This window comes from Streptomyces sp. NRRL F-2580, assembly GCF_000720115.1.
GTDB lineage: Bacteria > Actinomycetota > Actinomycetes > Streptomycetales > Streptomycetaceae > Streptomyces.
This window is the reverse complement of the sequence record NZ_JOIR01000007.1, coordinates 166443-189563: the sequence shown is the minus strand read 5'-3', so window position 1 is coordinate 189563 and position 23121 is coordinate 166443. Positions and strand designations below refer to the sequence as shown.

Here is a 23121-nt window from a genome sequence, read left to right as displayed (position 1 = left end):
ACGTTCCGCTTACACCTTGCGCACCGCGTTCGCCAGGATCGCTTCCCGCAGGTGCTCGGCGAGGCCCGGCTTCATGGAGTCGTAATACTCCTTGAACCGCTCGTCCGCCACGTACATCTCCCCCAGGCCCGTGTGGATCTCGTACGAGCAGTCGTAGTACCAGGTGCTGATGTGCCGGCGGTGCTCCTCGGCCAGGTCCATCGCCGCCTCACCGTCGGCGGACTCGCCGGCGTCCATCAGAGCGGCGTAGCGCGCGCCCCACTCGGCGACCTCGTCCTGGATCCGCCGCCAGTCCTCCTTCGTGTAGGTGGCGACCCGCCGCTGCGACTCCGCGTAGGCGTCGGTGCCGCCCCAGCGCTGCTCCGCCTCCTGCGCGTACTGCTCGGGGTCCTTGTCCCCGAAGACCTCGAACCGCTCCTCGGGCGTGAGGTTGATGCCCATCTTCTTCGCCTCCATGGCGTGCTCAACGGCCTTGGCCATCTGCTGGAGCCGGGCGATCCGGTCGGTCAGCAGGGCGTACTGCCGGCGCAGATGCTCCCGCGGATCCGATTCCGGGTCGTCCAGCAGGACCGCGACCTCGTCGAGGGGGAAGCCGAGCTCCCGGTAGAACAGGATCCGCTGCAGCCGGTCCAGGTCGGCGTCGTCGTACCGCCGGTGACCCGCGTGGCTGCGGCCGCTCGGGGAGAGCAGACCGATCTCGTCGTAGTGGTGCAGGGTGCGCACCGTCACTCCGGCGAATCCGGCGACCTGGCCCACGGAGTAGCCCATCGTCCCGTCCCCCTCCTCTGGTTGGGTACGCCCTTCACTGTGGTCCCTCACGTGGCGTGAGGTGCAAGTCCCCGCCCCGGGCCTACCGGCTCAGGCCGCGGAACCTCGCCACCGCCAGCGGGAAGAAGACCGCCAGCAGCAGGACCGGCCAGCCGACGGCGAGCAGGGCGGCATGGTCGGAGGCCCAGGACGGGGAGGCCGCCGCCGGGTTGCCGAACAGGTCGCGCACGGCCGTGGCCGTCGCCGACATCGGGTGCCATTCCACCACCGTCCCCAGCCAGCGCGGCATGGCCTCCGGCGTGGCGAAGGCGTTGGAGAGGAAGCCCACCGGCCACACCAGGATCTGCACCGCCTGCACCATCTCGGGCCGGCCCGCGACCATGCCCAGGAAGATCCCGATCCACAGCATCGCGAAGCGCAGCAGCAGGAGCAGGACGAAGGCCGGCAGCGCGGCCGCCGGGGAGCCGTGCCAGCGCCAGCCGAGCAGCAGGCCGACGCCCGCCAGGACCGCGAGCCCCACGGCCGACTGGAGCATGTCCGCCGCGCTGCGGCCGACCAGTACCGCCGCGGAGGACATCGGCATGGCACGGAAGCGGTCGATCACCCCCTTGCCCAGGTCCTGGGTGACCGCCGTCATCGTCGCCTCCAGCCCGAAGGCCATGGTCAGCGCGAACATGCCGGGCACGAGGAACTCGACGTACCCGCCGTCGATCCCGCGTCCGCCGCCGACCAGGAAGCCGAACATCAGCAGCAGCATCACGGGGAAGACGAGCCCGACGACCATCTGCACCGGCTGCCGCGCCCAGTGCGCGAGCTCGCGCCGGGTCATCGTCCAGGAGTCCACGGCCACCCAGCCCGCCGCGGACATCGTGTGCTGCGTCATGCGGCCACCTCCGTGGTGTTCGTACGGTCCGTCAGGTGCAGGAAGACCTCGTCGAGCGTGGGGCGCCGGACCGAGAGGTCCGCCGCCTCGATGCCCGCCCCCTCCAGTGCGCGCAGGGTCAGGGCGAGGCCCGCCATGCGGTCCTCCACCGGAAAGCCCAGGGTGAGGGAGTCCGGGTCCACGGTCGGGTCCGGCAGCAGCGCCGCCGCCTGCGCGAGCCGCGCCGCGTCCCGCAGGACGACGACGATCCGGTCCGGCCCGACGCGGGACTTCAGCTCGTCGGCCGTGCCCTCGGCCGCCACCCGCCCGGCGTCGATCAGCGCGATGCGGTCGGCCAGCTGGTCGGCCTCCTCCAGGTACTGCGTGGTCAGCAGGACGGTCGTGCCGCCGCCCACCAGTGAACGGACCGCGCTCCACACCTCCGCGCGGCCGCGCGGGTCGAGCCCGGTGGTCGGCTCGTCGAGGAAGAGCACCTCGGGCTCGGTGATCAGGGACGCCGCGAGGTCGAGCCGGCGCCGCATGCCGCCGCTGTACTGCTTCACGGGCTTGCGGCCGGTGTCCGCGAGGCCGAAGCGGTCCAGCAGCGCGTCGGCCCGCAGCCCGGCCCGGCGCGCGCCCAGGTGGTGGAGGCGGCCGAACAGCTCCAGGTTCTGCCGCCCGGACAGTTCCTCGTCGAGCGCCGCGTGCTGGCCGAGCAGCCCGATCCGGGCGCGGACGGCCGCCGGGTCCTTCCGTACGTCGTGGCCCGCCACCCGGACCACGCCCTCGTCGTGCCGGAGCAGGGTGGTCATGATGCGGACCGCCGTGGTCTTCCCGGCCCCGTTGGGGCCCAGCACGGCGTGCACCGTGCCGCGTGTCACCTCCAGGTCCAGCCCGGACAGGGCCGACTTGTCGCCGTACCGCTTGTGGACACCTTCGACGAAGATCGCCAACGCGCTTCCAACTCCTCACGCGCTCATTAGTCAAATTTGAGTAGCAAGCTGCGTCAAGGTACTGCCCGGAACCGAGCTAGTCAAACTTGATTAGAGGCGGTCAGGCGTAGGGGTTCTCCTGGCCGTCCGCCAGGACCCCCACGAACGGGTCGCCGCCCTCACCCGCGAAGGAGTACGCGCCCGCCTCGATCCGGGCGATCAGCCCACGGGTCCACTCCGCCTCGGCGTCCGCGGAATGGACCCAGCGGTGCATGATCTCGCCGATGTGCCCCAGCGCCTGGGGGCCCTCCTCGGGCGTGTAGTAGTCCGTCACCGACGTCCGCCAGGCCGCCAGCTTCTCCAGCCGCTCCCCCAGCAGGGCCAGGACTTCCGCCCGGGGCAGGTCGACCATGAAGCCGATCGCCGCAGAGAGGAGGTCCGTCTTCTGGTCGAACGCCGCCAGGGCCTCTCGGAGCAGCTTGAAGTACTCCTCGCGACCCGCGTCCGTCACCTCGTACTCCGTGCGCGGCGGACCGCCCGCCGCGCTCGGCGCCACCTCGTGGGCGTGCAGGACGCCCTGCTTCGCCATCTGCTTGAGCGCGTGGTAGATCGAGCCGGGCTTGGTGTTGGACCACTCGTGGGCGCCCCAGTACTCCAGGTCGTTGCGCACCTGGTACCCGTGCGCCCGCCCGTGCTGGCGGACCGCGCCGAGGACGAGAAGCCTGATCGCTGACATGCGGCCAGGCTAGTGGCCGGACCCTCAGCCCATGGCGCGGGTGCCGTCCAGGGACTCCCGGATGATGTCCGCGTGGCCCGCGTGCCGGGCGAACTCCTCCACCAGGTGCAGGAGCATCCAGCGCATCGAGACCTTGCCGTTCTCGGGGAACCAGGGCGCCGGCGGGAGCGGGAAGGTGTCGTCGAGGCTGGGCACGGCCGCGATGAAGGCCTCCGTCTCCCTCACCACCCCGTCCCAGAAGGCCAGTACGCCCGGCACGGACTCGCCCTCGACCAGCCGGAAGGCGTCGCCCCAGCTCTCCTCGCTGCGCTGCCGCTCTCCCCCGGACTCCGTCTGGGAGGTGCCCCCGGGCGCCTGCTGGGCCAGCCGCAGCCAGGACAGCTCGCACTCCGCCGCGTGCTTGAGCAGCCCCGACAGGGAGAGCTCGCTGACGCTGGGGCGGCTCGCCGCCTGCTCCTCCGTCAGTCCCTGCGCCGCCTCGCGCAGCGCGACCCGCTGGGCCTCGACGAAGGCGAGGAGCGTGCCGCGCTCGTCGCCGGGCACCTCGGTGGAAATCTGGGCCATGACCGGACCGCCTCTTCGTGTGGGTGCCGGGGGCCCTCCCCCCGACACCTCACACGCTACGGAGCCTTGCGGTCAGCCCCTGTCCTAGATGCCCGCTCAGTTCGGGGAAATCTCCCCGTCCGGCCGAATCGCGGGCAGCGCCTCGGCCGGCTTCGGGAGCAGGGCCTTGGTGAGGTCCTGCTTGCCCGTCGGGTCCAGCCCGTACATCGCCTCGTAGATGCTGCGGACCGCCGGTCCGGACGCACCCGATCCGGTGCCGCCCTGGGAGATCGTCATCACGATCGCGTAGTCCTCGGTGTAGGAGGCGAACCACGAGGTGGTCTGCTTGCCCTGGACCTCGGCCGTGCCCGTCTTGGCGTGCATCGGGATCTGCTTCTGCGGCCAGCCGCCGAAGCGCCAGGCGGCGCTGCCGTTGGTGGCCACGCCCGCGAGGGCCTCGTCGATGTCGTCGCGGGTCTTGCGGTCCATCGGCAGCTTGCCCTGCTCCTTCGGCGCGATCTCCTGGACCGACTTCCCGTCGGCGCTGACGACCGCCTTGCCGACGCTGGGCTGGTGGAGGGTGCCGCCGTTGGCGATGGCCGCGTAGACGGAGGCCATCTGGACCGGGGTGACGAGGGTGTCGCCCTGGCCGATCGAGTAGTTGATGGCGTCGCCCTCGCGCAGCTGGTTGCCCTGCCGGCAGTTCTCGTAGGCGATCTTCTCGGCGAAGCTGCCGTTCTTCTTGCCGTCCCGGCACCAGGCGTCCTTGTTCGCCTCGAAGAAGTCCTGCTTCCACTTGCGGTCGGGGACCCGGCCCGGCACCTCGTTCGGCAGGTCGATACCGGTGCGCTTGCCCAGCCCGAACTCGTGCGCGGTCTTGAGGAACCAGTCGTTCGGGTCCTTCTTCGGCTTGATGCCGCCGTCCTTCTTCCACTCCTGGTCCGCGAGGGCGTAGTAGACCGTGTCGCAGGAGACCTCCAGGGCCCGGCCGATGGTGATGTCACCGTGGCCCTGCGACTCGAAGTTCGTGAAGGTCTGGCTGCCGACCGAGTAGGAGCTGGGGCAGGGGTAGCGGTTGTTGAACGGGTACCCGGCGTTGACCGCGGCGGTCGAGGTGACCACCTTGAAGATGGAGCCCGGCGCCGCCTGGCCCTGGATGGCCCGGTTCAGCAGCGGGTAGTTGGACTCCTTGTCGGTGAGGCCGGCGTAGTCCTTGGCGGAGATCCCGCCCACCCAGGCGTTCGGGTCGTAGGTCGGGTTCGAGGCCATCGCGACGATGCGGCCCGTCTTGGTCTCCATCACCACGACGGCGCCCGAGTCGGCCTCGTAGTTCCTGCGGGTGTTCTTGTCGTACGTCTTGCGGGCTTCGACCATCGCGTTGTTCAGCTCGCGCTCGGCCACCGCCTGCACCCGCGAGTCGATCGACGTCACGATGTTCGAGCCGGGCTGCGCCGGGTCGGTCTCGCCCTGCCCGATGACCCGGCCGAGGTTGTCCACCTCGTAGCGGGTGATGCCCGCCTTCCCGCGCAGCTCCTTGTCGTACGTGCGCTCCAGGCCGGAGCGGCCCACCTGGTCGGAGCGCAGGTACGGCGAGTCCGACTTCTTGGCCTTGGCGATCTCCTCGTCGGTGACCGGCGAGAGGTAGCCGAGCACCTGGGAGGTGTTGGCCTCGTCCGGGGCCGCGTAGCGGCGCAGGGCGGTCGCCTCGGCCGTGATGCCCGGGAAGTCCTCGGGGTGCTCGCGGATCTGCAGGGCCTGTTCGGTGGTCGCCTCGTAGCTGACCGGGATCGGCTGGTACGGCGATCCGTTCCAGCAGGGCTGCTTCGTCTTGGCGTCGCAGAGCCGGACCTTGTCGATGACCTCCTGGGCGTCCACGCCGAGGACCCCGGCGAGCCGGGTGAGCACGGACTTGCCCTTGTCCTTCATGGTCAGCAGCTCGGTGCGGCTGGCGGAGACCACGAGGTGGGTCGCGTTGTCGGCGAGCGGGACCCCGCGCGCGTCGAGGATCGAGCCGCGCACGGCGGGCTGGACCACCTGCTGGACGTGGTTGTTCTTCGCCTCGTCCGTGTACTCCTGGCCATTGCGTATCTGGAGGTACCAGAGCCGGCCGCCCAGGGTGAGCAGCAGCGAGAAGACCACGATCTGGATGACGACGAGCCGGTTCTGGACCCGAGGGGTCCGGCCGGTCTCCGGTATGTTGCTCAACGCTGATCTCCCCCGGACGCATGCCGTACGCCCGGCTGAGTCTAGAACGGGAAGCGGCTCCGTCCGTGCTGCACGGAGATCCACTTTTGGGTGGTGAAGGCCTCGACCGTGGCCTCGCCGTTGAGTCTGCCCAGGCCGGAGGCTTTCTCACCGCCGAACGCGGCCAGCGGTTCGTCCCCGATCGTGGAGTCGTTGACGTGCATCATGCCCGTCTCGATGCGCTGCGCGAAGCGGACGCCCCGCTCCACGTCCCGGGTGTGGACGGCGCCGCTCAGTCCGTACGGGGTGGCGTTGGTCAGCCGTACGGCCTCGTCCTCGCCGTCGAAGACCACCAGCAGGGCCACGGGGCCGAAGATCTCCTGGCCCAGCAGCGGGGAGTCCTCGGGGAGCCCGGCGAGCACGGTCGGTTCGACGAGGTTGCCGCGCGTAGATCCTCGTACGAGCGCCTGCGCCCCGGATTCCACGGCCTGGTCCACGAGTGCGGTCAGGGCATCGGCCTGGAAGGAGTTGATCAGCGGGCCGATGTGGGTGTCGGCCTCGTGCGGGTCGCCCGTCTTCAGGCCGCGCACGCGGGCGACGAACTTCTCCGTGAACTCCTCGGCGACGGAGGCGTCGACGAGGATGCGGTTGGCGGCCATGCAGACCTGGCCCTGGTAGACGAAGCGGCTGAAGACGGCCGCGTCCACCGCGTAGTCGAGGTCGGCGTCGTCGAGGACGACGAGCGCGCTGTTGCCGCTGAGTTCCAGGACCGTGCGCTTGAAGTGGCGGGCGGCGACCGCCCCGACGTGCCGGCCGACCCGGTCCGAGCCCGCGAAGGAGATGACCTTGGGGACGGGGTGGGTCAGGAGCGCGTCGCCTATCTCGGCTATGTCGGTGACCAGGACGTTCAGCAGGCCGGCCGGCAGTCCCGCGTCCTCGAAGATCTTGGCTATGAGCCCGCCGCCCACGACCGGCGCGTTCTGGTTCGGCTTGATGACGACCGCGTTGCCCAGCGCCAGGGCCGGGGCGATCGACTTCAGGGTGACCAGGAAGGGGAAGTTGAAGGGGCTGATCACGGTGACGACGCCGACGGGAAGCCGCTGGACGCGGTTCTCCTTGCCCTGGACCGGCGAGGCGAGGATCCTGCCCTCGGGCCGGACGGCCAGCTGGACCGACTCGCGGATGAACTCCTTGGCGAGGTACACCTCGTACTCGGCCTTGGGACGGGTCCCGCCGAGCTCGTCGATCATCGCCTCGACGATCTCCTTCTCGCGCTCCTCGGTGATCCGCAGGGCACGCTCCAGGACCGCGCGTCTGATGTACGGGCTCGTGGCCGCCCACTCCGACTGGGCGCGCTCGGCGCCGCGGTAGGCCTGGTCCACCTGCTCGACGGTGGCCACGGGGATGGCCGCGAGCTTCTCCCCGTTGTACGGGTTGACGTCGATGATGTCCCACGAACCGGTGCCGGCCAGCCATTCGCCGTCGATGTACTGGTGAGCCAGGTCGCTGAATATGGACATGCCATCCCTTACTGCGAGCGCGCACCCGTGCGCTGCACCGGAGACCGATCGGTCATCATGCACTGATCAGACGTCATACTACGTGCGAATCAAGACAGTTGGAGCAGGCCACGGAGAAGATCCCTGGTCCGGTCGGGATCGGGGCAGTCGGCCTGGAGCCGTTCCATCGCCCGCCCGTACTGGCCCACTTCCTCGTCTTTGTCCAGGTAGAGGGCGCTGGTGAGCTGTTCCAGATAGACGATGTCCTGGAGGTCCGACTCGGGGAAGCGCAGCAGGGTGAAGGCTCCGCTCTCGCCCGCGTGGCCGCCGAAGGAGAAGGGCATCACCTGGAGCTGCACGTTGGGCCGCTGGGAGACCTCGATGAGGTGCTCCAACTGACCGCGCATGACGTTGCGGTCGCCGTACGGGCGGCGCAGCGCGGCCTCGTCGAGGACGGCGTGGAAGACCGGGGCGTTCTCGGAGACGAGGACCTTCTGACGCTCCAGGCGCAGGGCCACGCGGCGGTCGATCTCGGCCGCGGTGGCACCGGGCATGCCGCGACTGACGACGGCGTGGGCGTAGGCCTCCGTCTGCAGCAGGCCGTGGACGAACTGGACCTCGTAGATCCGGATGAGCGAGGCGGCGCCCTCCAGGCCGATGTACGTCTGGAACCAGCCCGGCAGCACGTCGCCGTAACTGTGCCACCAGCCCGTCGCGTTGGCCTCGCGCACCAACGCCAGCAGGGACTCGCGCTCCGCGGTGTCCGTGACCCCGTAGAGCGTCAGGAGGTCCTCTACGTCCCTTGCCTTGAAGCTCACCCTTCCCAACTCCAAGCGGCTGATCTTCGATTCGGATGCGCGGATCGAGTAGCCGGCCGCCTCACGGGTGATGCCGCGGGATTCTCGGAGTCGCCTGAGCTGGGAGCCCAGGAGGATGCGGCGCACCACAGAACCGCTTGCTTCTGCGGTCACTAGTACTGCCCTCCCCATCGCATTGGCGTGCGCGTGGTGTGCGCGCGTCGCGGGGCCCCCGTACCCCAGGGCCCGCAGTCTGCCACCAAAACGCATCGGCTCGTACTCGTTCTGTAACGGAATCCCGCCTCCGGGAAAAGAAGTCCGCAAGTATGCGTAGGAAGAAATGAGCAAGAACCGTCACGGGAGTGGACAGGTCCGGCGCGTGCACGTGCATCTGCCCTTGCATCGGGCGCGCGCATTCGGAACGATGGTCCCCGCGCACCTGCGTGCTCTTCGCGCCGGCGCCGGACCCACCCCGCAGTTCTCTTTGGACAAAGCCGCCGCTTCGTCCGCGAATCCCGGGAGTGCCTCGCATGGGGACGAATGGATCGACCATGCTCGAGCCGTTACGGCAGGGGCTTCCCCCGGTCGACCCCACGGCTGTCTCCGGGTCCGCCTCCTGCGCTCTGCCCGCACGGTTCGACGCGGTGCGGGGCGCGCGCACTTTCACCCGGTCGACGCTCTCCCAGTGGGGCCTCGACGGCCGCTTCGACGACGTGGCCCTCGTCGTCTCCGAACTCGTCACCAACGCGTTGCGCCATGCCCTGCCGGAGGACGCGCGCGGCGCGGACGCCGAGCCGGAGCCGCCGGTACGGCTGCACCTGATGCGGTGGAGCACCCGGCTGGTGTGCGCGGTGCGCGACCCCAGCGAGGACCGGCCCGGCGGGGCCTTCTCACCGGAGCGCACGGAGGAGAACTTCGACCTGGAGTCCGGGCGCGGGCTGTTCCTGGTGGACTCGTACAGCGACAGCTGGGGCTGGCACCCGCTCGCGGGGCGGCTCACCGGCAAGGTGGTCTGGGCGCTGTTCCTGCTCCACGACTGACACGCCGGCACAAGACACCGACACAGGACAACTGGCCGGGATCGATCACTGCGATCGGTCCCGGCCAGTGCACGTGCATGGCTTGATGAATGCGCCGTTCCGTCAGCCGATCAAGTGATCGAACTCGCCGTCCTTGACGCCCAGGAGCAGGGCCTCTATCTCGGCCGGCGTGTAGACGAGCGCCGGTCCGTCCGGAAAGCGCGAGTTGCGCATGGCGACGTCGCCTCCCGGCAGCTTCGCGAACTCCACGCAGGAACCCTGCGAGTTGCTGTGTCTGCTCTTCTGCCACGTCAGCTCAAACAAGGAAGCGAGTTCTGCAGCTGCCATCCCGTTGTACGCGTGGTCCACAGGAAGCCCCCGATAGTGCAGATGTCAACTCCTCCGGATCATAGCTGTGTTCAATGGCGCCTGCACGGGCAGATGCACGTGCACGCGGGGTGGTCCGTTGATCACAGACAGGTCCGCCCTCACGGACGAAGGGCCTCCGACACCTCGTCCAGCGAGCCCGGCAGCCGTTCGGCGGCCCCGCGCAACACCCCCGGCTCCGCGGCGTCCCACTCCGCCGGCACCGCCCTGACCCCGCCCCCCTGCGGTACGCGGCGCTCCCGCACCGCCTTCGCGCCCGCCTCGGTCGCGCGGTGCAGCGCCCGGGCCAGGTCGGCGGCCCTGCGCGCGGAGGACGACCCGAGGCCCTGACGGCTACCGGGGCAGCGGCTTCCGCCTGCCGCCCATGTGGGCGCGGTCGGCGGCGGCCGTGCCGTCCTCCCAGCCCGCGTGGTCGGTGGCGCCGCGCAGCCGGGTGGTCGTGGTGCGGGGGAACATCTCGTCCGCCCGCGAGGTGACGGCGACGTCTCGCGCCACGAGCGCGGGCAGGTTGTCCGGGGCCTCGCTCGCCGTGTGCTCGGCCGTCTCGGCAAGCCGGTGGCCGAGCCGGCTGGCGTAGGCGAGCAGGAAGGACTGTCTGAACGTCTTCGTCCGCTTGCGCCCGCCCGAGCGCTGCGCGGCCTCGGCGCGGGTCATGGCCGACGTGCCCTGGACGAGCAGCGAGGTGTACAGCAGCTCGACCGCCTCCAGGTCGCTCTCGAAGCCGACCACCGTGGAGAACTCGAACCCGCTGTTCCACACCGACCGGCAGCGGTTGGCCGTGGCCACCGCGTCGAGCAGCACCGCCTTCGCCTCCTCGTACGGCGGCTCCACGCCGATCCGGCAGGCCCCGGGCACCTGGGCCGGTCCCCTGCCGCTCGCCGCGAGCAGCGCCTCGTCCACGGTGTGCCGGGCCATCAGCTCCTGGGCCTTGGCGCTGAGCGCCTCCGCCTCCTCCGGGAAGGTGGTCGCCTCGGCCTTGGCGAGCAGGGCCCGGATCCGGCCCAGCATGCGCGGCTCGATGTGCGCGTGCTCCAGGGCGTCGGCGGCCGGGTCCCCGGGAACCGGACCCACCGGTTCGATGGAGGGCAGCCGGATCAGCAGCCGCAGCACCTCCAGGAAGGCGGTGGCCAGCGTGAACCGGTCCGCCCGTTCCCGCTGCGCGAGCCGGTCGGCGTAGGTGTCGTCGCCGTCCCACCACACCTCGGCGTCGGTCCACCGCTCGGGAAGCCGCGCGTAGCGGCGCGCCTCGGCGGCGATCAGGTCCCCGGTGATCCGCAGGTGCCGCTCGTCGAGGTCCCGCCGGACCAGCCGCAGTACGTCCGCCGGCTGCCACCCCCGCTCCCACCCCTGCCGTACGTACGCCTCCCCGCGCGCCAGCAACTCCCGCCCGACCCCGCCCCACCGCCCCTGATCGGCGACGAGCAACGAGGCCCCGATGTCCAGCCCGGCATCATCCTGGGCATAGAGGGCGGCGGCAAAGGCCCGATCCACGATCTCGGCAAGCTCTCTCACACCTCCCAGCTTGGCATGTCCCCACTCCAGCCCCGCCGGGCCCACCCAGCCCCGCCGGGCCCACCCAGCCCCGCCGGGCCGACCCAGCCCCGCCGGCGCTTGAGGCGCGGGGGGCCCGGGGGCAGCGCCCCCGGCAACGGCGCCGCACCCGCCCGGCCCGGCGAAACCACCCCTGTCAGACCCCGGTGGGACACTCGCACCCATGAGCGACCGCACCCCCCGCTGGGCCCTCGCCGAGGACGCCGACGGCTGGTGGCACGCGACCCCCGTACCCCCCGCGGAGGGAGCCCGGCTCCGCGTCCGCGACCCCGCCGACGCGGTCCGCGCCGCCCCGCCCGGCACCCGCTGGGTCTGGCGGTCCACCGCCGCCGTGTACCCCCGCCTGCTCGCGGCCGGCGCCCGCGTCGAGCGCTGCCACGACATCGAGGACGCCGAGCTGCTGCTCCTCGGCCACGAGGGCCGCTTCGGCGAGCCCCGCTCGGCGGCCGCCGCCTGGGCACGCCTCACCCACGCCCCCGTACCGCCCGATCCGCGCCCGCGCGCCGCCGAGCCCCGCGCCCAGGACTCCCTCTTCGACCCGCAGCCGACCCCCGTCCCCCTGGACGCCCTCCTCGCCGTCCACGCCGACCAGGTGAAACGGCTCGACGCCACCGCCCACCCCGACCGGATGCGGCTGCTCACCGCCGCCGAGTCCGCGGCCTTCCTCGTCGCCGCCGAGATGAACCGCGCGGGCCTGCCCTGGCGGGCCGACGTGCACCGCGCCCTGCTGACCGAACTGCTCGGCGAGCGGTACGCGGGCGGCGGGGAGCCCCGGCGCCTCGCCGAGCTGGCCGACCGCGTCTCGGCCGCCTTCGGCAGGAGGGTGCGCCCCGAGCTGCCGGCCGACGTCATCAAGGCCTTCGCCGAGGCCGGGATCAAGCTCAAGTCCACCCGCCGGTGGGAGATCCAGGAGCTGGACCACCCCGCCGTGGAGCCGTTGCTCGCGTACAAGAAGCTGTACCGGATCTACACCGCCCACGGCTGGAGCTGGCTCGCGGACTGGGTCCACGACGGCCGCTTCCGCCCGGAGTTCATCCCCGGCGGCACCCTGACCGGCCGCTGGGTCACCAACGGCGGCGGCGCCCTGCAGATCCCCAAGGTGATCCGCCGGGCCGTGGTCGCCGACCCCGGCTGGCGGCTCGTCGTGGCCGATGCCGACCAGATGGAACCGCGCGTGCTCGCCGCGATCTCCCGCGACCCCGCCTTCATGGAGGTGGCGGGGCGGCCGGAGGACCTCTACACCGCCGTCTCCCGGCAGGGCTTCTCCGGCGACCGGGACAAGGCCAAGATCGCCGTCCTCGGCGCCGTCTACGGCCAGACCTCCGGGGACGGCCTGAAGAACCTGGCCGCGCTCCGCCGCCGCTTCCCCCGGGCCGTGGCGTACGTGGACGACGCCGCGAAGGCGGGCGAGGAGGGCCGGCTCGTACGGACCTGGCTCGGCCGCACCTGTCCGCCGCCCGTCTCCGCCCCCGACGACGGGGACGGCGCCGGCGACCCAGGCGGGGGCGAGGCCGGGATCCCCCAGGACGGGGACGGCGACGGTTGGACCCCGAGCTACGCCTCCACCAACACCCGGGCCCGCGGCCGGTTCACCCGTAACTTCGTGGTCCAGGGCAGCGCCGCCGACTGGGCCCTGCTGCTGCTCGCGGCCCTGCGGCAGGCGACCGCCGGGATGCGTGCCGAGCTGGTGTTCTTCCAGCACGACGAGGTGATCGTGCACTGCCCGGCCGAGGAGGCCGAGGCCGTCGTGGAGGCGATCCGCGCCGCCGGCGACCGGGCCGGCCGGATCGCCTTCGGCGACACCCCGGTCCGGTTCCCGTTCACCACGGCGGTCGTGGAGTGCTACGCCGACGCCAAATAGCGGCCGGACAGGGCCTAGTTCCGGGCCCGGTTCCACCCCGGGGCGAGCGCGAGCTCCTTGAGCCGGTCCAGCGTCAGCGCGGGCTCCGCGCGGGTGGCCGTGCCGTTCTGGTCGGCGGTGTTGAAGGCGGAGACCGTCACCCGCAGCCCGTCCGTGCGGATCGTGTCCACCTTCCACTCGGTCACGCCCTCGCCCTTCTCGCCGGGGCCCTGCGTGACCCGCACCAGGGTGCCGTCCGGCAGCGGGGGCAGGTTGGGGCCCGTGAAGCCGGAGTGGCCGGAGTCCTGGTTCTCGCTCACGTTGAGCTGGAGCAGGGACTTGCCCTTGCCGTCGTCGAACACGACGTAGCCGTAACGGCCCTCCCCGCCCCTGGAGGCGACCGGGATCTTGATCCCCAGCCCGGCCAGCAGGTCTTCCAGCGCCTCCACGGCCTGCCGGTCCCGCAGCGCGGTCGGCGACCCCGTCCCGGCCTCCGACTCCGCCTGCGCCTCCGGTTCGGCCGCCGGCAGGTCCTTCAGCGCCGGGTACCACAGCTCCGAGGTGACCAGGGACTTCAACTGGTCGATGGGCAGCGGCGGGTTGCTCCGGGAGACGGCCGCGCCCTTCTCGGCGGGGGCGTTCCACTCGTTCGCCTCGACCATGAAGCCCTGCGGGGTCACGCGCACGGCCCGCCAGACCTTGGTGTCCTCCCGCCGGTCCGTGTACTCGTACCCCTTGTGGAGCATCACCGTCGAACCGTCCGCCAACTGCTCGGTCCGGCAGTAGTCGTACTGCTCCAGGTTCTTGTCCCCGCACTCGATCCCCGCGCGGGCCTGGCTCCCGTACGGGTCCACCCGGCTGAGGCTGAGGCTGACGGCCGCCTTGCCCTTCCCGTCGTCGTACACGCCGGAGGCCGTCGGCACCTGGTCGTCGGTCCCCCGCCCGACCGGCCCGGTCAATTGCCCGCCGGGCAGGAGCGCCCGCAGGTTCGCGATCATCTGCTCGGCCGTGACGCCGCCGGAGCCGGCCCGCGGCCCCTTGCCGTCGCCTGTCGGGGTCGGCGGCGCCGCGACGTACACCGAGGTGTCGCCTCCGTTGCCGTCGAGCAGGCCGCCGGAGTAGGCGCCCGCCGCCGCGATCAGGGCCAGGGCCACCGCCGATCCGCCGGCCACGGCGGCCCGGCGGCGCACCGCCACCAGCTGTCGGCCGCGCTGCTCGCCGGCTTCCGCGAGGGCGTCCCGGTCGGCCGTGAAACCGTCCCCCGCACGCCGGAGGGCCACGCCGAGTTCATCTTCGAAGGGCATGAGGAAGTAGACCTTCCGTTTCAAGGATGGGGTGAGGAAAGAGAAGGGAACGGGACCCGGGGACCCGGTCCGGCCGCGCCCGGCCGGACCGGCACCCTCAGAGGTCCGCGAACGCGGTGAGGCTCCCGCCCAGTTGCTCCCGCAGCCGCGCCAGCGCCCGCGAGGTCCGGGTACGGACCGCCGCCGAGCTGGCGTTCATCGCGTCCGCGGTCTCCTCGACGCTGCGGTCCTCCCAGTACCGCAGCACCAGCACCGCCCGGTCCTTGGGAGCCAGCCGCCCCAGCGCCTCCAGCAGCGTCAGCCGCAGCTCCGGATCGGCGCCGCCGGCCGCGGCGGCCGGCGCACCCGAGTAGGGGAACTCCCCGACCGGGCGCTCTCCCGCCGACCGGCGGCGCTGGTGCGTGAGGAAGGCCCGTACCAGCACCGTCTGCGCGTAGGCCGCCGGATTGTCGATACGGGAGATCCGTCCCCAGTGCAGGTACATCCGGCCCAGGGTCTCCTGCACCAGGTCCTCCGCGAGATGGGTGTCCCCGCTCGCCAGCAGACATGCCGACCGGTACAGATGGCCCGAGCGGCCCGCCGCGAACTCACGGAACCCGTCTCTGCGACCGTGCCGCATTCGTTCCCCCTCGCGTCCGTCCCACCCCATTGACGCGGCGACCGTGCGGGAATGTTTCATCCCGCGGCCGGAGTCGGTCAGCCCAGGTCGTGGAAGTACACGTGGAACTCCTCACGGACGAACCCCTCCGCCTCGTACAGCCCCTGCGCGACCGTGTTGTCGTACGCGGTCTCCAGCTGTACGCCGGACACCCCCGCCTCGCGGGCCCGGCGCAGCACCTCGCGCAACAGGGCCCGGCCGGCGCCGGTGCGGCGGCCGGCGGGGGCGACGTAGAGGTCGTTGAGCACCCACGCGGTGCTCAGGGAGAGGGACGAGAAGGCGCGGTAGACCTGCGCGAAGCCGACCGTGCCGAGCCCCGGGACCTCGGCGAGCAGGACGAGCGACTCGTCCTTCGCGATCCGCTCGGCGAGGAAGTCCCGCGGGCCGTCCGGGTCTTCGACGTCCACCTCGTAGAAGTCGAGGTAGCCGCGGAACAGCGCGGCCGCCGTGTCGACGTCCGCCTCGCCGGCGGCCCGGACGGCCACCGCGCCCGCGCCCGCTGCCTCGTCCTCCCCCTGCGGGGGCTGGGTGTCCTGTTCTGTTGCTGCCTGACCGCTCATGTACGTCTCACATCTCCCTGGAGGGTGTCTCGCGCGCCGCGACCATGGTGCACGGACGGCGCGGATCCGCACCAGCGGTCGCGGGGAGGCCGGTTCGGTCGCGGGGAGGCCCGTTCGGCCGCGAGGAGGCCGTTCGGCCGCGAGGAGGCCGTTCGGCCGCGAGGAGGCCCGTTCGGCCGCGAGGAGGCCCGTTCAGTGCCCGGTGACGGGCTGGGCGGGCAGGGTGAAGACGTGCTCGGGGGTCACGATCTCGGTGATCGCCCGGCCGAACAGCGTGCTGGGCTCGCTGCCCTGGTACGCGGTGTCGGTGTTGAGCAGCACGACCAGCGTGGCCTGCGCCTGCGGCAGGTACACGGTTAGCGACTCGTAGCCGGGCAGTGATCCGTTGTGCCCGATCCAGCCCTGGACGTTGAAGATGCCCAGGCCGTAGCCGGTGCCCGGGAGCGCGTCGATCACCTTCAGCCGCTCGGCCTGGGTGGCAGGGGTCAGCAGGGTCCCTGTCGCCAGAGTCTTCGCCCAGCTCCGCAGGTCGGTGAGGTCGGAGATCATCGCGCCGGCCGCCCATCCCCAGGACGGGTTCCAGTCGGTGGCGTCCTCGGTCTTGCCGGTGGCCGTCTGGTCCGTGTAGCCGTGGGCGTGCGGTTCGGGGAACTCCGCGCCCGTGGGGAACAGCGTGTGCTTCAGCCCGGCGGGTTTGACGACCTCCCGGTCGATGTAGTCGGCGAGGGGGATCCCGCTGACCTTCTCCACCACCAGTCCGAGCAGGATCAGGTTGGTGTTGTCGTAGTAGAACTTCGCGCCCGGCTCGAAGAGCACCGGGTGCTTGAAGGAGTACGCGAGCAGTTCCTGCGGGGTGAAGGGGCGCCGGGGATCACTGGTCAGCGCCTTGAAGAAACCTTCGTCCGCGGAGTAGTTGAAGAGTCCGCTCCGCATCTCGGCCAGCTGGCGCAGGGTGATCCGGTCGCCGTTCGGGACCCCCGCGACGTACTTGCCGATCGGGTCGTCCAGTCCGGCCTTGCCGTCGTCCACCAGCTCCAGCAGGGCGGTCACGGTGAAGGTCTTCGTCTCGCTGCCGATCCGCATGTTCAGGCCGGGGGTCATCGGCGCGCCCGTCGCCTTGTCGGCAACGCCGAAGGCCCGTACGTACTCGCCCTTGCCCGGCGCCGACAGGGCCACGATCACCCCGGGCACCTTCGCCTCGGCCATGACCATGCGGACCGCGTCGTCCAACTGCCGGGCCACGGCAGGGGTCAGCCGCGGGAACTCGCCGGAGACGGGCGTGGGCGACGGAACCGGGACCGTCGCCGCCTGGGCGGGCGCCGCCGCGTCCCGCGCGTATGCCGCCGTGCCCCGCGCGTACGCCGCCGCCGGTCCGGCGCCGGCCGCGACGGGTAGCGTCAAGAGGCCGGCCGCTACTGCGGCCACGGCTGCTGACCTGCGCCGATGCGTAGTCATACTCGCCTCCTCGCACGCCAGGACAGGAGCCCACTCAGTCCAACGTAGCCCTGCGGCCCCGGCCGGGCGACCCGAAGGCGCACGGCGAAGTAGTCTAGAAATCTCTTCTGGAAAGGGTCTTGTACCGGCCACACTCTCCCCATGAGCGATGAGCAGTGGCGCGGCGGCTTCGGACCCCCGCCCGAACCGTTCGAAGCGCAGCCGCAGCCTCAGCCGCCCGCGGAGGCACAGCCACAGCCACCGGCGCAGCCACGGTTCCCGGCACCATCACAGCCACAGCCACAGCCCCAACCACAGCACCAGCCGGTGCCGGCGCCCGGCGGCCCCGCGGGAGGCGGCGGGCGCGGCGGCCGGTTCAAGGGCCGGCCGGCCGTCCTGACGGCACTGGCCGTGGCCGTCCTGCTCACCGTCGGCGGCGGCGTGTACCTCACGGTCGGCGGCGGTCGCGGCGAGCCGTCCCGGGCCGAGCCCTCGTCCTCGCCCTCGATCGACAAGGGCGACGGCAAGGGCCCCGGCGTCGGCCCCGACACCTACGACCCCAACGCCGGCATCAAACCCGGTGAGGCCAAGGTCTGGCTGCGCGACAACGAGATCGAGGTCGCCGGCTCGGGGACCTCCCAGTACGGCCCGTGGCGGGTGGGCGACGTGGTGGTCAAGGCGATCGCCACCGAGTTCACCGCCTACGGGGCGGCCGACGGCCAGGACAAGTGGAAGATCCCGCTCCCGACCCGGCTGTGCGCGGTTCCGCCGACTCCGACCGCGGACGGCAAGTTGGTCGTCGGGCTGAAGGAGAGCGGCTCGGACAGCTCGCACTGCACGCACCTCCAGCTGATCGACCTCGCCACGGGCAAGGCCGGATGGAAGATAGCCGTACCGGCGGAGAACGCGTACGACTCCTCGACGGAGTTCGAGATCGCGATCAGCGGCGACACCGTGGCCCTCGCCCGGTCGGCGGTCATGAGCGGCTTCTCGGTCACCGACGGCAGGAAGCTCTTCGGCACGTCGAAGACGGACGGCTGCACCCCGTCCGGGTTCGCCGGGGGATCCCGACTGATCGGCATACGCAACTGCTTCGACCCGAAGGACGCCACCGCGCGCGGGCAGTCGATGGTCGAGGAGCTGGATCCGGCCACGGGTGCTTCCAAGTGGGCCTACAAGTACGACAAGGGCTGGACCGTCGGCCGGGTGCTCTCCGTGGACCCGCTGGTGGTCGCCGCGCACCACGAGGACCGCAAGACCTGGAACATCACGGCGTTCGCGGCCGACGGCAAGGTCCGCTCGCAGAGCGCCCCCGGGTTCGGGGTCAGCGGCCGGTGCAACGGCTTCGGCAACGCGGGCCGGTTCCAGGAGTGCTACGCCTCCGTGGCCGACGCCGACACCCTCTACATCGGCGCGGGCAAGCCCGCCACCACCCTCGACACCGAGGACACCAACCAGGTCGTCGCCGTCGACCTGAACACGGGCAAGGAGCGGTGGCGCACCGCGGAGCAGCCCAAGAACCGCACCATGTGGCCGCTGGCGATCGAGGAGGGCAGGGTCCTCGTGTACGTCTCCCCCGGCAGCGGCGCGGCGGGCTCGGTCGTCTCGCTGGCACCGGCGGACGGCGCCTCGCAGCCCGTCCTGCAGAGCCCGGCCGTGTCCGCCGGAGCGGCGAGCGTCTTCTTCTCCCACAGCGTCCGCACCACCTGGGCGGGCGGACGGCTGTTCCTCCTCAACGGCTGGGTCTACGGCCCGGAGCCCAAGAAGAAGAGCCGCGCGATCCTCTCGTTCGGCAAGTAGCTTCCCGCAGTCCCGCAGTCCCGCACCCCAGGAGGGGCACGTGCAGAACCCGTACCAACAGCCGAACGAGCCGGGCGCCCTGTACCAGCCGCCCCTCCCACAGCCCCCACAGCCCACGCACCCCCCGGAACCCCCGCGCAAGCGCGCCAACCGGCTCATGATGGCGCTCACGGCACTGATGGCCGTCGGTGCCATCGCCGCCGTGACCGCCGTCATCATGGCCAGGGACGAGCCGGACGGCCCCCCGGACCCGTCCAAGCCGCTCATCGCGGGCTGGAAGACCGTGGTCAACCCCAAGTACGGCACCTCGTTCGACGTCCCGCCGGACTGGGAGGTCCTCTCGCCCGACGTCTTCAGCGGCCACGGGGACGACAACGACCCGGACAAGATCCTCATCGGACACACGGCGCCCGCCTTCTACAAGTCCGAGTGGTGCAGCATCGACGCCAACGGCGACGGCTCGGTCTCCGACTTCCCGCTCGGCAGCGTCGGCACCAAGGGGGCCGAAGGCGCCAAGGACACCACCGAGGTCGCCGAGAAGAACGCCCCGACCTGGGTCTACGCCGCCTACACCCAGCCCGACAAGAGCGTCGTGAAGTGGGACAAGCCCGTGGAGTACACGACGAAGTACGGCCTCAAGGGCACCTACGTCAAAGCCCACTCCGAGGGCGCCAAACAACCCAACCGCTGCGCCGGCGACGGCCAGTCGATCGTCTTCGCCTTCAAGAACGCCGAGGGCGCCTTCGCGGCCTGGGACTTCTACGGCCGCACCGGCGTCCCCGGCGCCATCCCCGACTCCCTGATCATGCGCATCCTCAGCACGGTCCGCCTCACCCCCACCACCCCCACGGCCACCCCCACCCCCTAACCCAGCCCGATACCTGCTACCCGGCATCAACGGAGGCCAGGTGCCGCCTCAACTCGGCGACGACCTCCTGATCACCCCCTTCGGCCGGCAGCACCCACGGCTCCTCCTCACCATTGGCCATGGCAAGACTGCTGACGAACCGCACCGAACACGGCGCCGGGCCGAGGGCATCCGGCGGCGGAGCCAGATCGGCAGAACGGTCGCGGGCCCACACCTGCCTAGTGATCTGGTTTACAGATCCTGTCGCAGTATCGGCAGATGCGGTCGAGGATCTGGTCGGCGGTTTTGGTCCACTTGAAGGGTCGGGCCTCGTCGTTCCAGACCTTGATCCAGTTCTCGAGTGCGGCCTTGAGGTCGTCGAGGGAGCAGAACACGCCGCGTGCGAGGCAGCGCCGTTCCAGCTCGGCAAACCACCGCTCGACCTGGTTGATCCACGACGAGTACGTAGGTGTGAAGTGCAGCTGGAAACGGGGATGCGCGAGCAGCCACGTGTGCACCATCGGCGCTTTGTGGGCGGAGAGGTTGTCGCAGATCACGTGGACCGCCAGACCGGGATCGGTCTGGCGGTCGATCTCATCGAGGAAGTCACGGAAGTCCACTGCCCGGTGCTGCGCGGACAGCTTCGTGATCACCTTGCCCGTCGCGGTGTTCAAAGCGGCGAACAGATCGACAGTGCCGTGCCTGACGTAGTCGAAACTCCGCCGCTCGGGCACCCCGGGCAGCATCGGCAGCACCGGTGCGGTCCGCTCAAGGGCCTGGATCTGCGGTTTCTCGTCCACCGCGAACACAGCCGCGTTGGCCGCCGGGGCGAGGTAGAGGCCGACGACGTCACGCACCTTGTCGATCAGGAACGGGTCCGGGGAGATCTTGAAGGTCTCGGTTCGCCACGGCTGAAGGCCGAAGGCGTGCCAGATCCGCAGCACGCTCGCCGGCGAGATCCCCACCACCTTGGCCAGCTCCCGCTTCGACCAGTGCGTCCCGCCCGCGGGCGTCTCCTCGAGGGTGCGGACCACCACTTCTTCCACTTGGGCGTCGGTAATGGTCCGTGGCACGCCGGGCCGGGGCTCGTCGGCGAGCCCGCCCAGCCGCTCCCGCAGGAACCGGGTCCGCCATCTCGCCGCTGTCTTGCGCTCGATTCCCAGCCGCGCGGCCACCATCGTGTTGTTCCATCCCCGCGCGCATGCCAGCACGATCTGAGCACGCTGGGCCAGGCCCTGCGCGATCGAACGCCGCCTGGCCCAGTTCTCCAACGTCGACCGCTCGGCATCCGACAGCACGACCGGCGCCAGCCTGGTATCACCCATCCGTCCAGGACACCGGCCGCAAGCCGGTCACGTCAGGCGAACCCCAAGATCTGAAACAGAACACGACTCACGAGGCGAGCCCAGACCTCCAAACCAGATCACTAGCAGGACTCGTGGCGTTCCAGGACGGTGGTTACGGGTGGTCAGCATGCCAATCTGCTGATCACTCTTCGCAGTGGACTACCCCCCTGGGCAGAACCTCCGAGCCGACAAGAGGAGTTCCGATCGGCAGACACACTCCGCCAGAAGGGACACCCGTGGGGAAGCTCGCAGTCGCCCGGATCATTGCCACGCTCGCCACGACGGCCATGCTGGCCGTCTTACCTGCCGCCGAGGCGCACGCCGGCGCCATCGGCTCAACGCCCGTCGCCAGCTTCGACTACCAAGTCGGAGGTATCACCATGACCGTTCCCACAGGCTGCATGTTCACCCACGTCATCCGCGGCGACGGAAAGAAGATCACCTACCAGAACGCCGGCGTCGACTGCGGTTTCGTCGGAGCCCTCAACGCAGGCTTCTGCAACTGGCGCATCGACTTCACCTACGCGGACACCAACAACAAGATCTACCGCACTTCGCCCGGCAAGACGCACACCGAGTGTGAGATCCACCCGTTGCGCGACAACAAGCCACAGACACTGCCCCGCTACGGCAAGGCATGCGCACACCTCAACATCAATGGCGTGCGCCGGGTCAGCCAGTGCCACCACATCACGAAGTGAGCCGCGCATGACCACCCAGCCCACGCCCGAAGACCCCGCCTGGGAAGCCAAGCGCCGACGCGCCGGCATCGCCGCCTTCCTTATCGGCACCGCCGCTACCTTCGCCTTCCTGGCCTTCTTCCCCGGCCTCCCCCACGTCATCGACTGGGGCGCCATCGTCGCCTCCCTGGCCATCGGCGGGCTCACCCGCTGGGCGTGGCAGTCTCACATCACGAGGAAGCACACCGCCCTCAGGTAGAGACCCACTGAGCGTCCGGGAAATCTCGAAGCACGGGGCCGACCACGCACCAGGCCGCCGACATGGAGAGCACGGCCCGTCCGTCCCCGCTCGGCCCACTGGCTCGAACTCCCGGAGCCGACCCGGAAACGGCAGTTGGCGCTGCGTGCCGTTGGGGCAGCACTGACGATGTTCTCGGTCGGTCGCCTGTATCCAGCCCACGCGGTCACGCAAGAGCCCCCTCCGTCATCACGACGGAGGGGGCTTGCTCAGCCGGAAATAGCAAAACCCCCAGGTCACGGCGAGTGAGTCCTGGGGGTTTTACAGAGCCGCCTTCGGGATTCGAACCCGAGACCTACGCATTACGAGTGCGTTGCTCTGGCCAACTGAGCTAAGGCGGCACCGCTGGTCAGACAAGTATTCCCTCGGAGAGGGGCGCTCATCAGCAGCGGCGCCAAGTCTACAGGGTGTCGACGTGTGCCCTGAACCGGGTTCTGCGGGGGTGAGGCGGAGCTCACATACTGGGACGGATGCGCCGCATTCGGGGCATCGTCTGCCGTGCGTCCCACGAAGGGATGAGATGTCCCGTGGCCCTTGCCGGGCGTTGGAAGATGCTCGCCGTGCTGTGTGCCAGCCTGCTGCTCGTCGCGATGGACGCCACCATCCTGAACGTCGCGCTCCCCTCCCTCATCGACGACCTGCGGCCCAGCGGCGTGCAGCAGCTGTGGATCATCGACATCTACGGGCTGGTCCTCGGCGGGCTGCTCGTCACCACCGCCGCCGTCGGTGACCGGTTCGGGCGGCGGAAGCTGTTCCTGATCGGCTTCGTGCTCTTCGGCGTGGCCTCCGTGCCCGCCGCGACCGCCGGGTGGTCGTGACCGTCGTCGCCGGCCTGTGGCTGCTCCCCGAGTTCAAGGACCCCGGCCAGCACGCCCTCGACGTGCTCAGCGCCGCGCTCTCCGTCACCGGCATCGTCGCCCTCGCCTGGGGCATCAAGCACGGGGCGAAGGGCCGCCCCGCGGCGGCGGACCTGCTGGTCCTGGCGGTCGGGATCGGGCTGCTCGCCTGGTTCACCCGCCGCCAGCTGCGGCTGGGGGATCCGCTCCTCGACGTACGGCTCTTCCGGAACCGGCCCT

21 protein-coding genes, 1 tRNA gene and 1 pseudogene are annotated in these 23121 nt (G+C 70.8%); 7 read left to right on the top strand and 16 right to left on the bottom strand.

Annotated features, from left to right (window positions below; all coding sequences use genetic code 11):
- Positions 1-9 precede the first annotated feature (9 nt).
- The 8 genes and pseudogenes from IF88_RS0110115 to IF88_RS0110080 form a co-directional block, all read right to left on the bottom strand.
- Positions 10-768, bottom strand: coding sequence for a MerR family transcriptional regulator (locus IF88_RS0110115; protein WP_030709462.1), 759 nt, complete (start codon positions 766-768; stop codon positions 10-12).
- A gap of 82 nt (positions 769-850) precedes the next feature.
- On the bottom strand, positions 851-1651 hold the full coding sequence (locus tag IF88_RS0110110; RefSeq protein WP_030709460.1) for an ABC transporter permease: 801 nt from the start codon (positions 1649-1651) through the stop codon (positions 851-853).
- Positions 1648-2583: a daunorubicin resistance protein DrrA family ABC transporter ATP-binding protein gene (locus IF88_RS0110105; RefSeq protein ID WP_030709458.1), complete on the bottom strand. Its 936-nt coding sequence runs from the start codon at positions 2581-2583 to the stop codon at positions 1648-1650. The genes IF88_RS0110110 and IF88_RS0110105 overlap by 4 nt, the downstream gene beginning before the upstream one ends.
- Before the next feature lie 100 nt (positions 2584-2683).
- Positions 2684-3298, bottom strand: coding sequence for a PadR family transcriptional regulator (locus IF88_RS0110100; protein WP_030709456.1), 615 nt, complete (start codon positions 3296-3298; stop codon positions 2684-2686).
- 24 nt (positions 3299-3322) lie between these two features.
- Positions 3323-3862 carry a DinB family protein gene (locus IF88_RS0110095; protein WP_030709454.1) on the bottom strand — a complete coding sequence of 180 codons (540 nt, stop codon included), beginning with the start codon at positions 3860-3862 and terminating at the stop codon, positions 3323-3325.
- A 108-nt stretch (positions 3863-3970) separates the two neighbouring features.
- Positions 3971-6046: pseudogene (gene mrdA / locus IF88_RS0110090) on the bottom strand (penicillin-binding protein 2); the annotation flags it as partial.
- 41 nt (positions 6047-6087) lie between these two features.
- On the bottom strand, positions 6088-7545 hold the full coding sequence (locus IF88_RS0110085; RefSeq protein WP_030709450.1) for an aldehyde dehydrogenase family protein: 1458 nt from the start codon (positions 7543-7545) through the stop codon (positions 6088-6090).
- 89 nt (positions 7546-7634) lie between these two features.
- Positions 7635-8513 (bottom strand): helix-turn-helix domain-containing protein, encoded by an 879-nt coding sequence (locus tag IF88_RS0110080; RefSeq protein WP_051836695.1) that lies wholly within the window; start codon positions 8511-8513, stop codon positions 7635-7637.
- Positions 8514-8851: 338 nt separating this feature from the next.
- Here IF88_RS0110080 and IF88_RS0110075 point away from each other — a divergent pair, with 338 nt between their 5' ends.
- Positions 8852-9361, top strand: a complete 510-nt coding sequence (locus IF88_RS0110075; protein ID WP_078892806.1) for an ATP-binding protein — start codon at positions 8852-8854, stop codon at positions 9359-9361.
- Between the two features lie 102 nt (positions 9362-9463).
- On the opposite strand, the gene IF88_RS0110070 is transcribed toward IF88_RS0110075, so the two are convergent.
- Positions 9464-9709, bottom strand: a complete 246-nt coding sequence (locus tag IF88_RS0110070) for a DUF397 domain-containing protein (protein WP_030656519.1) — start codon at positions 9707-9709, stop codon at positions 9464-9466.
- A 351-nt stretch (positions 9710-10060) separates the two neighbouring features.
- A complete protein-coding gene (locus IF88_RS0110060) occupies positions 10061-11218 on the bottom strand; it encodes a DUF2786 domain-containing protein (RefSeq protein WP_030709444.1) in 1158 nt (385 codons plus the stop codon).
- A gap of 223 nt (positions 11219-11441) precedes the next feature.
- On the opposite strand from IF88_RS0110060, the gene IF88_RS0110055 reads away from it, so the two are divergent.
- On the top strand, positions 11442-13139 hold the full coding sequence (locus IF88_RS0110055; protein ID WP_030709443.1) for a bifunctional 3'-5' exonuclease/DNA polymerase: 1698 nt from the start codon (positions 11442-11444) through the stop codon (positions 13137-13139).
- 14 nt (positions 13140-13153) lie between these two features.
- On the opposite strand, the gene IF88_RS0110050 is transcribed toward IF88_RS0110055, so the two are convergent.
- From IF88_RS0110050 to IF88_RS0110035, 4 genes are all read right to left on the bottom strand, one after another.
- Positions 13154-14422 (bottom strand): hypothetical protein, encoded by a 1269-nt coding sequence (locus IF88_RS0110050; protein ID WP_030709442.1) that lies wholly within the window; start codon positions 14420-14422, stop codon positions 13154-13156.
- 97 nt (positions 14423-14519) lie between these two features.
- The gene (locus tag IF88_RS0110045; RefSeq protein WP_030709441.1) at positions 14520-15041 is read right to left on the bottom strand and encodes a SigE family RNA polymerase sigma factor; all 522 of its coding nucleotides are present in this window, start codon (positions 15039-15041) and stop codon (positions 14520-14522) included.
- A gap of 77 nt (positions 15042-15118) precedes the next feature.
- Positions 15119-15640, bottom strand: coding sequence for a GNAT family N-acetyltransferase (locus IF88_RS0110040; RefSeq protein WP_078892805.1), 522 nt, complete (start codon positions 15638-15640; stop codon positions 15119-15121).
- Between the two features lie 192 nt (positions 15641-15832).
- Positions 15833-17095, bottom strand: a complete 1263-nt coding sequence (locus IF88_RS0110035) for a serine hydrolase domain-containing protein (RefSeq protein ID WP_030709438.1) — start codon at positions 17093-17095, stop codon at positions 15833-15835.
- Positions 17096-17401: 306 nt separating this feature from the next.
- Between IF88_RS0110035 and IF88_RS0110030 the strand changes: the two genes are divergently transcribed.
- Together IF88_RS0110030 and IF88_RS0110025 are read left to right on the top strand one after the other, a co-directional pair.
- Positions 17402-18874 (top strand): PQQ-binding-like beta-propeller repeat protein, encoded by a 1473-nt coding sequence (locus IF88_RS0110030; RefSeq protein ID WP_051836680.1) that lies wholly within the window; start codon positions 17402-17404, stop codon positions 18872-18874.
- A gap of 40 nt (positions 18875-18914) precedes the next feature.
- Positions 18915-19742: a hypothetical protein gene (locus IF88_RS0110025; protein ID WP_051836678.1), complete on the top strand. Its 828-nt coding sequence runs from the start codon at positions 18915-18917 to the stop codon at positions 19740-19742.
- Between the two features lie 218 nt (positions 19743-19960).
- On the opposite strand, the gene IF88_RS0110015 is transcribed toward IF88_RS0110025, so the two are convergent.
- Positions 19961-21046 (bottom strand): IS630 family transposase, encoded by a 1086-nt coding sequence (locus IF88_RS0110015; RefSeq protein ID WP_030709433.1) that lies wholly within the window; start codon positions 21044-21046, stop codon positions 19961-19963.
- Between the two features lie 257 nt (positions 21047-21303).
- On the opposite strand from IF88_RS0110015, the gene IF88_RS0110010 reads away from it, so the two are divergent.
- A complete protein-coding gene (locus IF88_RS0110010) occupies positions 21304-21768 on the top strand; it encodes a hypothetical protein (RefSeq protein ID WP_030709431.1) in 465 nt (154 codons plus the stop codon).
- A gap of 7 nt (positions 21769-21775) precedes the next feature.
- On the top strand, positions 21776-22006 hold the full coding sequence (locus IF88_RS0110005; RefSeq protein WP_030709428.1) for a hypothetical protein: 231 nt from the start codon (positions 21776-21778) through the stop codon (positions 22004-22006).
- A 306-nt stretch (positions 22007-22312) separates the two neighbouring features.
- Here IF88_RS0110005 and IF88_RS0110000 read toward each other — a convergent pair.
- A tRNA-Thr gene (locus IF88_RS0110000) sits at positions 22313-22386 on the bottom strand.
- A 186-nt stretch (positions 22387-22572) separates the two neighbouring features.
- On the opposite strand from IF88_RS0110000, the gene IF88_RS47725 reads away from it, so the two are divergent.
- Positions 22573-22863, top strand: a complete 291-nt coding sequence (locus IF88_RS47725; protein ID WP_234323472.1) for an MFS transporter — start codon at positions 22573-22575, stop codon at positions 22861-22863.
- The last annotated feature ends 258 nt before the right edge of the window (positions 22864-23121 follow it).